Source organism: Methylobacterium sp. CM6246, assembly GCF_054818005.1.
This window is the reverse complement of sequence record NZ_JBTXKY010000001.1, coordinates 424,247-438,178: the sequence shown is the minus strand read 5'-3', so window position 1 is coordinate 438,178 and position 13,932 is coordinate 424,247. Positions and strand designations below refer to the sequence as shown.

The following is a 13,932-nucleotide window of genomic DNA, read 5'->3' as shown; positions in this document are numbered from 1 at the left end:
GTGCCCGATCGCGGATGGATCGGGCACGGCGCTCTGTCGGGGCCGGCGCGGCCGGGCGGCGTTCAGGCCGCCGGGGCCTTCACGGCGGCCAGGCTCGAATCCTCGCGCAGGAAGTACTTGTTGGTCAGGTACGCGACCTCGGTGCGGTTCTTCGCCTTCAACTTCTTCATGATGTTGCGGACGTGAACCTTCACAGTGCTCTCGCACATGTTCAGCTCGTAGGCGATGATCTTGTTCGGCGTGCCCTTGCGCAGGGCCCGGGCGACGCAGAGCTGGCGCGGTGAGAAGATCTCGTCCTCGCCGGGCTCGACCGGCTCCTCGACCTTGATGCTGGCGAGAAGCGGGAACAGGCATTCCGCCGGGATGTAGACGCCGCCCGCCTGGACGAGCTGGAGCGCCTGCAGGGCGATGTCGACCGAGGTCGTCGTCGGAATGTAGCCCTTCACCCCGAGCTTGATGGTCCGCACGATCTGGTCGAGGTTTTCCCCGTCCGAGATGACCGCGACCGGGGGCGCGTCGACCTCGCCCTGCAGCAGGGCCAGCTCCCGGGAGACCTCGGCCCACTCGGTCTCCGACAGGTTGCCGTCCGGCCGGCACAGCACGACCACGTTGGCGGCCGCGAACGGGGTCTGGCGCTTCCACGACTCGATGTCCGGGAACACCTCGAACACGGTGTCCTTGTCGGCCTCCCGGAGGGATGCGGCCAGGCACCGACCGACGAGTTGCCGGCGATCGATGATCACGATGCGGTTCGTGCGGGCCAGGGTCGGGTCCCGCCGCTCGATGACGTCCGAACCGTCACCGCCCTGCGCTCCCGGAAAGCCGCTGCGGCTCCTGGGACTATCCCGCTCGACGATGACGCGCTCGTCTCGAGTACCAAGACTGGCCATAGGAAATTACCTCCTTTCGCAGGAAGCCCGTTGTCAGGCGAGGGCGTGGAAACCCACGAACTCGCCGTCGACATGACACTAGCGGATGGCGGTCTGTTCGGCGCCTTATTGAAAGGCTCTCGATGACCGTGGATATAATGCTAACTTTCGTAAAATCGGCTGTAAATACCCTATCTGCTCCGGGTTGATTAAATTTCTACGCATATCAAAACAGTCACAAACTACGTACGTAGCTACTGGTGCAGTGGCCGCCGATCCGGATCGTAGATCTCGTCCTGCATCCGTGCGATCTTCTGGTGTCTGGCCCGGTTCATTGCGGTCGATCGACCGTATCCAGGCGGTCGATCGCAAGTTTTTGGCAACCAAAGAATTGAAATGTCGCGGCGGCTATTTCCGCCTCGGCGGCCTGCCGGTTCGGGGATCGGATTCCGTCACCGGATGCGGCCTTGGCCAAATTGTTTAGCCTATTCGACTGATGTCTAATTGCCCCGCCTATCTCGCGCTCCAGCACGGTGGCGAATCCAGTTTTCGCCGCTGAAACTGAGTTGATGGACTGATTTTGTAGATATGATGACGGTTTGGAGGCTCGAACCGCCGGTCCGATGGCGAATCACCCCCGAATCAGGGCTTTCGGTGGCCGGCACGCCGCATCCTGAGCCGATCGATTCGCCCCCGCGCGGGGCGCCCGTCGGAACTACGTAACCGGCGCCCCCCGATCCGGGCGTGCCCGTCCGCTGCGGGCCCCACAGGCTCGAGGCAGTCTCGCTTTCAGAGCGCGACAGGCCCCATTTCCCGCAACGGGCGAGGATCCGCGCTTCCTCGTGCGGCCGTCGCGCACCACCGGATGTGTGAGTCCGTCAGCGCCCGGTCGCGGGGCGGAGACGATGCGCCCGAATCCGGCCCCAGCCCGCGTCCGGCGGCGCGGCGTAAATCGCCGCGGCGCGCGAGAAAACCAATCAGGCGACCCGGGCCAGCAGGTCGCGCATGCCGTGGACGTCGACGAAGTCCGTGATCGCCCGGGTAGCGAGCCCGCCGTGCATCGCCGCGTAGGTCGCCCCGTCGAGGCCGCGCAGGAACGCGATGACGGCGTCCTCGAGCGGTTCCGGGAAGGCCCACCCGAGCTGCTCGGCCACCGCGTAGCGGCCCGTGGCGGTCTCGGCGCGCGCGAGCGTCAGCGCCCCGCACAGGCCGCCCTCGTAGAGCCGGTTCGGCAGCAGCCAGTCCGAGTTGAGGCCGTCATCCAAGTAATCGACCGCCCAGCTGAAGTGGACGCCGCCGTAGATGTCGGGCAGCTCCTCCGGATTGGCGTAGGGGCCGCGGAACGACATGTTCGGATGCCGGCGCAGCGTCTCCGCGAAGGCCTGCGGGTCGATATCCTCCTCGGAGAGCCGGCCGGCGATCACGACCCGCACCGCGTCGCCCAGCGCCTGCGCCACCGCCGCCAGGATGGTCAGGCTCCGGAGGCAGCGCAGCGTGCCGAACCAGCCGATGACCCAGGGCGGCCCGGCGCTGCGGTCGCGGTCGATCCGGTGCGCCACCTCGGCGAGGCGGTGCGCCATGACCTTGTTCTCGAGGAGGTGCCAGGGGCCCGAAAAACCCTGGACCGGCCCGAAGTAGCGGCCCACGAAGTCCGGCGCGCTAACGACCAGCAGCGCGCTGCGGCCCAGGATCCAGCGCTCCACCGCCCGGGCGACCCGTCCGACCCGGTCCGGCCGCACCATCAGGCGCTGGATGTCGAGCACCTCGTAGACCAGAGGCGCCCGGCTGCCCGCGAGCCGGGTCGAGGCCCAGGCCACCAGCGCCATGTCGAGGTTGCGCACGTAGACCACGTCCGCGGCGCGCAGGTCCCGCCACCGTGCCAGCGCCCGGACGATCCCGAGCGCCAGCATCGGGAGCCGCCGTCCGTACTGCCGATCCACGGTCTGCCCGAGCGGCACGACGTCGCCGGCGGTCCCGGGATCGGCGAGGCCGACCCGCGCCCGCACGAACATGTACTCGACCACCGACCAGCCGGTCTCCCGGATGGCGCCGACCCGCTTCCGGATCGTCGGCTCGATCCGGTCGTGGCCGAAGAAGGCGACACGGCCCACCGGCCCGGCGCCGGGCAACGCGGCATCCGGCGCAATCGGCGTCATGGCGCGCGGCCCATTCAACCTTCCTTGCGACCGCGAACCCGACGCTGCGCGAAACGCCGTCACACGGAGGCTCCTGCATCCGTCGCCTCGGCGCCCGGGCGGCGGCGCCAGGACCGGGCGACCCGGGGCTGGGCGGACGGCCGCATCGCCGCGGCGCGGCGGACCAGGGCGTCCACCAGGGTGCCGCGCCGGACCGCCGGCGTGGCGTTCGTCTTGTTGAGCACGACGCCCAGGACGGTGCAGCCGCTCGATTCCAGGTCCTGGACGGCCGCGATCACGTCGTCGATGTTGGTCTTGCCCGCCTCGGCCACGAGGATCACCCCGTCCAGCATATCGAGGAGCGGCCGCAGGGTCGGCAGATCGTCGGCTGGGGGCAGGTCCACCACGATGCGGTCGAGGTTGGTGCGCTCGTCGCGGACCAGGCTGGCGATCGCCTCCGGGGTCATCAGGTCGCTGAAATGCGGGTCGCCCGGGTGGAGGCTGCCGCAGGCGAGCAGGCGGACGTCCCCGGGCTGGGGCCGGACGGCCTCCTCGGCGCAGCAGCGGCCGGCGAGGACGTCGAGGAGCCCGCGCTGGTCCGAGGCCTGGCTGAGCCGCGACAGGGTCGCCTGCCGCACGTCGGCGTCGATCAGCAGGATCCGGCTCGCGGAGGCTGCGCGCGACCGGGCCAGCAACTGGCTGAAGTTGCTCGCGAAGGTGGTCTTGCCGGTGCCGGCCCCGACCGAGGTCACCCCGATGGCGAAGACCGGGCCGCGGCGGTCGTTGCCGATCAGGTGCGACTTCAGGCTGTGCAGCCGCTCCACGAAGATCGATTGCGGCATGTACCGCACCGCGCCGGCCTTGAACGCCTCGACGCTGGCCGGCCGCAGGGCCTCGTCGGCGTGGCTCTGCGCCAGCGCCAGGGCGGCCCGGTAGGCCGGCTCGCGCCGCAGCTCGGGGAGGGCGGCCAGGCAGGACAGGCCCTGGCCGGTGATCTGCCCGGGCGACCGCAGGGTCCGGTCGAACCAGTGCCGCGCGAAGGCGCCGCTGACGCCGAGGCCGGCCCCGACCAGCATGCCGAGCATCACGATCAGGCCGCCGCGCGGCGCGCTCGGGCGCTCGGGGACGCTCGCCGGGGTGATCACGTGCGCGGAGGGCTGCGGGTAGGATTGCTGGTTGACCGCGTCGATGTAGCGGCTGAGCAGGTTCGTGTAGATCTGGTCGTAGGTCTCGGCCGCCCGGTCGAGCTCCTTCGCCTTCACCCGCGCCTCGCTGGTCACGAGCGTCTTCGAGATCAGCGCGTCGAAGGACGCCGACATGCTGTCCTCGCGGGCCTTGGCGACCTCGTAGTCCCGGTCCAGGGAGGCGGCGAGGCGCTCCAGCTCGGCCCGCAGGGATTGCTTGGCCGCCAGCACGTCCTTCTGGATCGCCGTGACCGCGTCGTGGTCGGGGCCGAGGCGGCGCTTCAGGTCGTCGGCGCGCTGCACAAGGTCGACGTACTGCTTGCGCAGCTGGATGATCACCGTGTCCTTGAAGGCCTCGGTGATGCCGGGATCGGCGATATCGGAGGCCAGCAGCGCGCGGATCTGGTCGCGGGTCGAGCGGGCGTCCACGGTCCTGGATCGGGCGGAGGCGACCGCGGTGTTGAGTTCCTCCAGCTGCTGCTCGCCCACCAGGCCGCGCTTGCCGAGATCGATGATGGCGTGCTCGGCCTTGTAGGTCTGGGCCTCGCGGGAGGCCGCGCTGGCGCGCTGCTGCATCTCCTTCAGCCGCGGCAGGATCCACTCGCCGGCGACCTTCCAGATCTGCGACCGGTTCTCCAACTGCGTGGCCACGTAGGCGTCCGCCACCGCGTTGGCGACGGCGGCCGCGGTCGTGGGGTTGTCGAGGCTGTAGCCGACCTCGATGACGTAGGCCGCGCCGATGCGGGCGGCTTCCAGGTTCTCCCGCACGGTCGCGGCCTGGCGCTCGTCCGGGCCCACCGCGACGCCCGGCTTGGGAGCGGGGGAGAGGCCGATCAGGCCGGCGACGAACAGCTTGACCGCGCCGATGCCCTCCCGGACCCGTGCCACCAGCGGGTGCGGCGGCACCGACAGGTCCTGCGTCGGCGCCAGGCCGAGCCGGTGCACCGCGGCCAGGGCGATCTTCTCGGAGCGGATGTACTCGACCTGGCTCTCGACCTCGGGGATCTCCAGGGGGGTCGCGGCGCCGGGCGTGTCGCGGGCCGTGACCGGGCTCGACCGGCTCTCGATGTAGACCCGCGCCCTGGCGGTGTAGATCGACGGCGCGGTGGCGACGTAGATGATCGCGGCGATCAGCCCGACGCCGCTAAGCGCCAGGATCGACCGCCAGTTCCGCCGCATGATCGTCAGGATCGCGACCTGGGAATCGGGATCGGGCGTCCGCGGCGCGTCCCGCCACGGCCTGCCGGCGCCGGTGCCCACGGGGTCGGCCCGCAGGAAGGCCGCGCTGGTCGAGTGTCTGTTCATGGCGTGTCCCTCACCGGGGCGGGGTTTGCGCATCGTCTCGGATCCCGGATCCTGAACGACGGGCTAAGCGTTTGTTCTGGAATATTTTTTCCCGAAGGCCGGCGGTCGCCGTCCGGCGCGATGGGCATCCGGTGGCGTCAGTTCTGGCCGGCGCCGTCGCCGATCCCCCGCATGGCGGGGTCCGGCTTGAGCACCACCTCCACGACGTCGCCCGGCTGGAGCTCCATGTCCTCGGCGGCGTCGACCGCGCTCGGGGTGGTGCTGTTGGGGCGGAAGACGGCGATCGACGCCCGGGCGCGGCTGCCGGACAGGAGCTGGCTGCGCAGCGCGCCGGTATAGACCAGCTTGTCGTTGATGCTGTTCAGGCGCGAGCGGAGCGCGGTCAGGTTGTCTTCCGAAACCTGCAGCTTCTCCATGGCATCCATGGCCTGCTGGTCGTCGACCCGTTCGAGCTTGCGGGTCAGCTCACCCTTGTCGCGCTCCAGCTGCGCCACCTGGACGGTGGTCTGGAGCGCCCGGGTCGAGGACAGCAGTACCGCCCGCCGGGCATCCGTCAGCCGCGTCGTCACGACGGCGCCGCGCTGGAACAGTGCCCGCACCGCGTCGTAATCGTCCGCGTCGGCGGTGACGCCTTCCTTCTCCTTGGCCTGCTGCTCGGTCAGGCTGACCAGCTGGTTCTGGGAGCGGGTGAGGGAGCGCTGCAGGTACTCCTTCTCCTTGGCGACGTCGGACATCTGCACGCGCAGCTGCTGCTCGGCGAGCTTCTGCGCGACGCTCGCCCGGACCGGCGGGACGTTCGGGTCCGCCCCGGCCGGCGCCGCCTTGTCGGCCCGCGCCGCCGCGATGACCGCCTTGAGCCGCCAGACGTTGGCGCTCTCCCGGGCGATGCTCGCCCAGACGCTGTCGTACTCGGCGCGCAGGTTGGCGCTCTCGACGACCGGGTTCTCCATCCGGAAGCGCAGGAGGTTGTAGCCGCCCGCCAGCGCCACCGCCTGCCGGACGGTCATGCCGGGATGGAACGGGTGCTCGCCCTGCTTGGTCACGTCGCCGCTCAGGTAGACCGGCTGGTACTTCGCGATCCGCACCCCGATCTCGTCGGGCTCGATCACGGCGATCGATTCCTTGCCCTCCGCGTTGCGCTGCCGCACCGCCTTGGCCGGCAGCGCCTTCTGCAGGGTCTTGCGGAACTCCGACACCGTCAGCCCGACCGCCGGCACCTCGCCGAGCAGCGGCACCATGACGGTGCCGTCGATCCCGACCGTGGCCTCCTGCTTGAACCCGGGAATGCTGAGCGCCGTCACCTCGAGGGAATCGCCCGCCGCGATCCGGTATTCGGCGAAGGCCGGTTGCGCGGCCAGCGTCAGCAGGATCGCCGCGCCCGTTGCGAAGACACTTCGCAGCGACGCCCCCCTGCGGACGGCTCTGGGTCTGTGATTCGACGCGCGCACTGTCGTCGAACCGGTATCCGCTTCGGCGGCAAGCGCACTGGCCGCGAAGACTTTGGGGCAGGCCGGATGGGACCAGGTGTTCAACGCGTCGTCCCTTCATGCTCGGGCACAGCTCAGCCGGCATGATGCGCAGCGGCGCAGTTCGCCGGGACTCGTCCAAAAGGAGGCCGGCGTTCCGCTCCGGCGCGGCGCCTTGCGCCTTTCGAGGTAGGCCCCCGGGGGCCGCGCCGCCCCGGGGAAGGGCGGTGCACCTTTCGGGGGAGGGACGGGTATCGAAAGCCTGGGTTCCCGATCGTCCGCAGGTCCGCGCAGTTTTGCCGCACAGAAGTTCGGCAGAAGGAGTTGCGGGGATGCCGATTACCGATGCGGATATTGAGCGAGACGTGGGTATCTTTTACCCAGATCTCGTTAATATTTACGGATGTGCAATAAAGACCGGGTCGCGCATCGGGCCCTTCGTCGAGATCCAGCGCAACAGCACCATCGGCCCCCGCTGCAAGATCTCCTCGCACACCTTCATCTGCGAAGGCGTGTCGATCGGCGCGGAAGTCTTCGTCGGGCACGGCGTGGTCTTCACCAACGAGCGCTATCCGGAGGCCACGAACGCGGACGGCAGCCTGAAGCGCGACGGCGACTGGGAGCTCGTCGAGACCCTGGTCGGGGATCGCGCCTCGATCGGCTCCAACGCCACCATCGTGGCCGGCATCACCATCGGGGAGGGCGCCCTCGTCGGCGCAGGCGCGGTCGTGACCCGCGACGTCCCACCCTACGCCATCGTCGCCGGATGCCCCGCCCGGGTCATCGGCGACACGCGCCAGAAGCGCGCGCGGTCCCAGCGGCCGTCCCGGCCGGCGGCGGCCGAGCCTCTGCAGATCGCTTGAGGGGACACACGCACATGATCGCCATCGGAATCGTCGGCTACGGCTACTGGGGGCCGAACCTGGCCCGCTGCACTTCGGAGACCGAGCAGTGCCGGCTCGCGGCCATCGCCGACCAGTCGGGCGCGGCGCTCGCCCGGGCGGGCAAGCGGTATCCCGCCGCTCAGCTTCACCAGGATTGGCGCGACCTCGTCGCGGATCCCGAGATCGACGCCGTCATGGTGGCGACCCCGGTGAGCTCGCATTTCGAGATCGCCATCAACGCGCTCCGGGCCGGCAAGCACGTCTTCATCGAGAAGCCGATCACCTCCTCGGCCTTCGAGGCGCGGCTGCTGATCGAGGAGGCGGCCAAGCGCAACCTGACCCTCATGGTCGACCACACCTTCGTCTACACGGGCGCGGTCGAGAAGATCAACGACCTGATCAAGGACGGCGCGCTCGGCGAGGTCTTCTACTACGACTCGACCCGGGTGAACCTCGGCCTGTTCCAGCGCGACGTGAACGTGATCTGGGATCTCGCGGTCCATGATCTCGCGATCCTCGACCATGTCCTGGACCTCGCCCCGGTGGCGATCTCGGCGAGCGGCACCGGCCATTTCAGCGGCCGCCCCGAGAACATGGCCCACCTGACGATCTTCTACCCGCGCGGCGTCGTCGCGCAGATCAACGTCAACTGGCTGGCCCCCGTGAAGGTCCGGCAGACGCTGATCGGCGGCAGCAAGAAGATGATCGTCTACAACGACCTGGACCCGATCGAGAAGGTCAAGGTCTACGACCGCGGCGTCACCGTCGGCGACGGCTCCGGGGACATCACCGAGCTGATGGTCTCCTACCGGACCGGGGACATGTGGTCGCCGCACCTCTCCTTCCGCGAGGCGCTCGTCGTCGAGATCGAGCACTTCGTCGACTGCATCGAGACCGGCAAGGCGCCGAAGACCGACGGCCACAGCGGCTTGCGCGTGGTCGAACTCCTCGAGGCCGCGATGCGCTCCCTGCGCCAGAACGGCCACCCGATCGACCTCATGCCACTTGCGAGGGCCTCGTGATCCCGTTTCTCGACCTCAAGGCGCAATACGCGGCCATCGGCGGCGACGTCGAGACCGCCGTCCTCAACGTCCTGCGCAGCGGCGACTTCGTCCTCGGACCGGCGGTCACCGCGTTCGAGGCGGCCTTCGCCGAGGCCTGCGGCGCCAAGCACGCGGTCGCCGTCAGCAGCGGCACCGCGGCGCTCCATCTCGCGCTGCTGGCCCTGGATATCGGCCCGGGCGACGAGGTGATCACGGTCTCGGCCACCTTCGTGGCCACCGTCGCGGCGGTGCTCTACGCCGGCGCGACGCCGGTCCTCGTCGACATCGACCCGGTGACCTGGACCATGGATCCGGCCCTGGTCGAGGCGGCGATCACGCCCCGCACCAAGGCGATCCTGCCGGTGCACCTCCACGGCCGCATGGCCGATCTGGACGCGCTCGGGGCCATCGCCCGGCGCCACGGCCTCGCCCTGGTGGAGGACGCCGCGCAGGCGCATCTCGCCGAGCGCGGCGGCCGGAAGGCCGGCACGATCGGGGATATCGGCTGCTTCAGCTTCTATCCCGGCAAGAACCTGGGCGCGTACGGCGAGGGCGGTGCCATCGTCACCGACCGGGACGACCTCGCCGAGGCGGCGCGGTGCCTGCGCGATTGGGGCCAGCAGGGCAAGTACAACCACGTCCGGCACGGCTTCAACCTGCGCATGGACGGGGTCCAGGGCGCGGTCCTGGGCACCAAGCTCCCCTACCTGGAGGGCTGGACCCGGGCCCGGCAGGCGGTGGCGGCCGAGTACGGCGCGCGGCTCGCAGGCCTCGGGCTCGACCTGCCGGGCGCGGCCGGACGCGACCACGCCTTCCACGTCTACGCGGTCAGCACCCCCGACCGCGAGGGCCTGCGCCAGCACCTGGCCGAGGCCGGCGTCGCCACCGGGATCCACTACCCCGTCCCGGTCCACAGGCAGCCCGCCTACCGCCACCTCGACGACGGGACCGGCCGCCTGCCGGTCACCGAGCGCCTGGCCGCCCGGACCCTGTCCCTGCCGATGTTCCCGGAACTGACGTCCAGCCAGATCGACAGCGTCTGCCGGGCCGTCTCGAGCTACTGCGAGGTCGCCGATGCAAAAGCTGCGTGATGTCAGCAAGGGACGCCGCTTCGCCGGCGACCTGCGCGGGACCCGGATCCTCGTCACCGGCGGATCCGGCTTCATCGGATCCCACATCATCGACCTGCTGGTCGAGGCCGGCTGCGACGAGATCGTGGCCGTCGACAACATGGTCCGCGGGCGGCCCGAGAACCTGAAGGACGCCCTCGGCTCGGGCCGTGTCCGGCTGGTGCAGGGCGACATCCGCGACCGGGCCCTGATGGACGGCCTGGTCAAGGGCACCGACGTGGTGTTCCACCAGGCGGCCCTCCGGATCACCCAATGCGCCGCCGAGCCGCGTCAGGCCTTCGAGGTGATGGCGACCGCGACCTTCGACCTGCTGGAGCGCTGCGTCGAGGCCGGCGTCGCCAAGGTGGTGATGGCCTCGTCCGCGTCGGTCTACGGCATGGCCGAGAGCTTCCCGACCACGGAGAAGCACCACCCATACGACAACCGCACCCTCTACGGGGCGGCCAAGTCGTTCGGCGAGGGCCTGCTGCGCTCGTTCAACGACATGTACGGCCTGGACTACGTCGCCCTGCGCTACTTCAACGCCTACGGGCCGCGCATGGACCTGACCGGCCGCTACACCGAGGTGATGGTGCGCTGGATGCAGCGCCTGGCCGAGGGTCAGTCCCCCATCGTGTTCGGTGACGGCCTGCAGACCATGGACCTCGTCCATGTCCGCGACATCGCCCGGGCCAACATCCTGTCGGCGACCGCACCGGCCACCGACGTGGTGCTGAATGTCGGCACCGGCGTGGAGACCTCCCTGGTCGATCTCGCCGGCCATCTCACCCGGATCATGGGCCGGGACGGCACCCCGCTGATCCATGAGGCCGAGCGCGCCGTGAACCCGGTGCCCCGGCGCCTGTGCGACACCAGCCTCGCCCGGGATCTGATCGGCTTCGAGGCCGAGATCGGGGCGGCCGAGGGCCTCGCCGACCTGGTGTCCTGGTGGAGCGACGAGGCCGGTTCGGATCACCTGAGGCGGGCGCTGGCATGATCCCGATCGCGAAACCCGATGTCGGCGAGCGGGAAGCGGAGGCCGCCGCCGCCGTCGTCCGGTCCGGCTGGCTGACCCAGGGGCCGCAGGTCGCGGCCTTCGAGGCGGAGTTCGCCGCGATCGTCGGCGCGCCCCATGCCTGCGCGGTCTCGAACTGCACCACCGCGCTGCATCTCGCGCTCCTCGCCGCCGGGGTCGGACCCGGCGACGAGGTGGTGACGGTGAGCCACAGCTTCATCGCCACCGCCAACGCCATCGCCCAGTGCGGGGCGACGCCGATCTTCGTCGACATCGACCCGGCGACCTTCAACATGGCCCCGGAGGCCGCCGCCGCGGCGGTGACCGAGCGGACCAGGGCGATCGTCTGCGTCCACCAGATGGGCATGCCCTGCGACCTCGAGGCCATCGTGGCGCTCGGGCGCCGGTCCGGCATCCCGGTGATCGAGGACGCGGCCTGCGCGATCGGCTCCGAGCGGCTCCAGGGCGACGTCTGGCGGCCGATCGGCGGACCCGCAGGCGACGTCGCCTGCTTCTCGTTCCACCCGCGCAAGGTCCTGACCACCGGCGACGGCGGCATGATCACGACGGCCAATCCCGAATGGGACCGCAAGTTCAGGCTGTGGCGCCAGCACGGGATGAGCGTGTCCGACGTGGCGCGCCACGGCAGCGCCCGGGTGGTGGCCGAGGAATACACGGTCGCGGGCTTCAATTACCGGATGACGGACGTGCAGGCGGCCATCGGCCGTGCGCAGCTCACCCGGCTGCCCGGCCTGATCGCCCGTCGGCGCGCCCTCGCGGACGGTTACCGGGCGCGGCTCGCGGACCTGCCGGAGGTGACGCCGCCGCCCGAGCCGATGGGCTCGCGCAGCAACTGGCAGAGCTTCTGCATCCGCCTGCCGGAGACGGCCGACCAGGGCGCCGTGATGCAGGCGATGCTCGATCAGGGCATCGCCACCCGCCGGGGCATCATGTGCGCCCACCTGGAGCCGCCCTACGCCGAGGCGCCCCGGCTTTTCGCCCTGGCGGAATCGGAGCGGGCGCGCGACCACGCGATCCTGCTGCCGCTCTACGCCGGCATGGACGACGCGATGCAGGACCAGGTCGTCGCCGGCCTGCGCGACGCCCTGCGATGATCCCCGGACCGGTCAAGAGCCTCGCCCGCACCGTGGGGCTCACCCGTCCGCGGTTCGCGGCCGCCCGGATGGCCTACGAACGCACCACCCTGGCGGTTGCCGGGACGCGCCGTGAGCGGCCGGGCGGGCGCATCCTCTGCTACCACTCGCTCGGGCAGCCCGAATGCGGCGTCAACGACGTCACGCCCGAGCGCTTCCGGCACCAGATCGAGCTGGCCCTGCGCCTCGGCTACCGCTTCGTGCCGGCCGCCGCCATCGCGGAGGGAAACGGCGAGCCCTGTGACCTCGCGATCACCTTCGACGACGGCTGGCGCAGCGTGATGGACGCCGCGGAGCCGATCCTGCGGGATCACGGGATTCCGTGGACGCTGTTCGTTGTCTCCGGGTGGCTCGACCGGCCGGGGACCGGCCCGCGCGGGATCCTGGGCTGGCGCGAGGTCGAGGCCCTGGCCTCGGCCGGCGCCGAGATCGGCAGCCATTCCATCACCCATCCGAATTTCGGGGGCCTCAGCGCCGAGCGGGCGGCCGAGGAGCTCGACGGCTCGCGCCGGGCGATCGCAGCCCGGCTCGGCATCCGGCCCGACAGCTTCGCGATCCCGCTGGGGCAGTCGGCGAACTGGACACCGGCTGCCGCCCGCGCCGCCCAGCAGGCCGGCTACCGGATCGTCTACGCGCAGGCCGTGGAGACGCGGCCGCTCGGGACCATCGGGCGCAGCTTCGTCACGCATTTCGACAACGACCTGGTCTTCGGGGCCCTCCTGAACGGCGTCTACGACGCCTGGGAAGAATGGACATGATGCAGCCCGCGCCCCGCGCCACGGTTTCCGTGGTGGTCCCCACCTGCAACCGGCCCGCCCTGCTGCGCGAGGCCCTGGCGAGCATCCGCGCCCTGGAGGCGCCCGATCTCGCCTTCGAGATCATCGTGGGCGACAACGGTCAGGCGGGTCCGGCCGCCGAGGTCGCCGCCGCGTTCGGCGCCATCCACGTGCCGGTCGCGCGTGCCGGAGCGGGGGCCGCCCGCAACGCGGCGCTGCTGCGGGCTAGCGCACCCTACGTGGCGTTCCTCGACGACGACGATGTCTGGCTGCCGGGCCACATCCGCCCCCATCTCCGACGGCTCGAAGCGGAGCCCGGTCTCGGCATCGTCTTCGGGCAGGTGATCACCACCTCCCCGGAACTGGAGCCGGTCTACGGTCCCTGGCCGGCGGAGCTCCCGGCCGACGGGGCCGCGCTGCTGCGCCGGATGTTGAGCGGCTACTTCCCGCAGGTCGGCGCGACCGTGGTGCGCCGGAGCCTGGTCGACAGCGTCGGCCTGTTCGACGAGGCGCTGCTCGGCGACCAGGATTGGGATTGGCAGATTCGGGCGGTGCGCCGGCACGGGGCCGCCTTCGTGGCCGTGCCCGGTGTCCATTTCCGGCAACGGCCGGCCGGGACCTTCGACAGCCTGATCGCCCGCCGGATCCGCTTCACGCGGCTGGTCTTCCGGCGGCACGCGCCGGCCCTCGGCGTTTCGCGCCTTCAGGCCCTGAGCCTCTATTTCGCGACCGTGCAGGGGTATTACGACGCCTTCCTGGACGGCGCCCAGGCCCATGCGGCCCGGGGCGACCGGCGCGCCGCCGCCGGCGCGCTGCTCTCCGCCTTCCGGCTGATGCCGCACCGGGCGGTCAAGGACGCGATCCGGCCGACCCATCTGCGCGCGGCCCTGGTGGCCGTCGCCCAGGCAAGCCGCCCCCTCGCGGCGGCCGGGCCGGGGACGCGCTGACGGATCGGGCTTGCCCGTCGCAGGGACGTCCAGGCATCCAACCCG

The 13,932-nt window shown here is 70.7% G+C and carries 11 protein-coding genes; 7 read left to right on the top strand and 4 right to left on the bottom strand.

The window, feature by feature from the left end:
- Positions 1-62: 62 nt before the first annotated feature.
- The 4 genes from ACYQPG_RS02225 to ACYQPG_RS02210 form a co-directional block, all read right to left on the bottom strand.
- Positions 63-890, bottom strand: a complete 828-nt coding sequence (locus ACYQPG_RS02225) for a LuxR C-terminal-related transcriptional regulator (RefSeq protein WP_461230159.1) — start codon at positions 888-890, stop codon at positions 63-65.
- Positions 891-1,846: 956 nt separating this feature from the next.
- A complete protein-coding gene (locus tag ACYQPG_RS02220) occupies positions 1,847-3,025 on the bottom strand; it encodes a glycosyltransferase family protein (protein WP_461230158.1) in 1,179 nt (392 codons plus the stop codon).
- A 59-nt stretch (positions 3,026-3,084) separates the two neighbouring features.
- Complete coding sequence (locus tag ACYQPG_RS02215; RefSeq protein WP_461230157.1) at positions 3,085-5,493, bottom strand: GumC family protein; 2,409 nt, start codon at positions 5,491-5,493, stop codon at positions 3,085-3,087.
- Positions 5,494-5,630: 137 nt separating this feature from the next.
- Complete coding sequence (locus ACYQPG_RS02210; RefSeq protein WP_461230156.1) at positions 5,631-6,941, bottom strand: polysaccharide biosynthesis/export family protein; 1,311 nt, start codon at positions 6,939-6,941, stop codon at positions 5,631-5,633.
- Positions 6,942-7,291: 350 nt separating this feature from the next.
- Between ACYQPG_RS02210 and ACYQPG_RS02205 the strand changes: the two genes are divergently transcribed.
- Genes ACYQPG_RS02205 through ACYQPG_RS02175 form a run of 7 tightly spaced genes read left to right on the top strand, consistent with a single transcriptional unit; the run spans position 7,292 to position 13,887 of the window.
- Positions 7,292-7,822 carry an acyltransferase gene (locus ACYQPG_RS02205; protein WP_147939447.1) on the top strand — a complete coding sequence of 177 codons (531 nt, stop codon included), beginning with the start codon at positions 7,292-7,294 and terminating at the stop codon, positions 7,820-7,822.
- A gap of 14 nt (positions 7,823-7,836) precedes the next feature.
- The gene (locus ACYQPG_RS02200; RefSeq protein WP_461230155.1) at positions 7,837-8,865 is read left to right on the top strand and encodes a Gfo/Idh/MocA family protein; all 1,029 of its coding nucleotides are present in this window, start codon (positions 7,837-7,839) and stop codon (positions 8,863-8,865) included.
- Entirely contained in the window at positions 8,862-9,977 is a 1,116-nt protein-coding gene (locus tag ACYQPG_RS02195; protein ID WP_147939448.1) for a DegT/DnrJ/EryC1/StrS family aminotransferase, read from the top strand. The genes ACYQPG_RS02200 and ACYQPG_RS02195 overlap by 4 nt, the downstream gene beginning before the upstream one ends.
- On the top strand, positions 9,961-10,992 hold the full coding sequence (locus tag ACYQPG_RS02190; RefSeq protein WP_147906505.1) for an SDR family NAD(P)-dependent oxidoreductase: 1,032 nt from the start codon (positions 9,961-9,963) through the stop codon (positions 10,990-10,992). The genes ACYQPG_RS02195 and ACYQPG_RS02190 overlap by 17 nt, the downstream gene beginning before the upstream one ends.
- Complete coding sequence (locus ACYQPG_RS02185; protein ID WP_461230154.1) at positions 10,989-12,125, top strand: DegT/DnrJ/EryC1/StrS family aminotransferase; 1,137 nt, start codon at positions 10,989-10,991, stop codon at positions 12,123-12,125. Before ACYQPG_RS02190 ends, ACYQPG_RS02185 begins: the two co-directional genes overlap by 4 nt.
- Positions 12,122-12,922 (top strand): polysaccharide deacetylase family protein, encoded by an 801-nt coding sequence (locus ACYQPG_RS02180; protein ID WP_461230153.1) that lies wholly within the window; start codon positions 12,122-12,124, stop codon positions 12,920-12,922. The genes ACYQPG_RS02185 and ACYQPG_RS02180 overlap by 4 nt, the downstream gene beginning before the upstream one ends.
- Positions 12,919-13,887: a glycosyltransferase family 2 protein gene (locus ACYQPG_RS02175; RefSeq protein WP_461230152.1), complete on the top strand. Its 969-nt coding sequence runs from the start codon at positions 12,919-12,921 to the stop codon at positions 13,885-13,887. Before ACYQPG_RS02180 ends, ACYQPG_RS02175 begins: the two co-directional genes overlap by 4 nt.
- Positions 13,888-13,932: the final 45 nt, after the last annotated feature.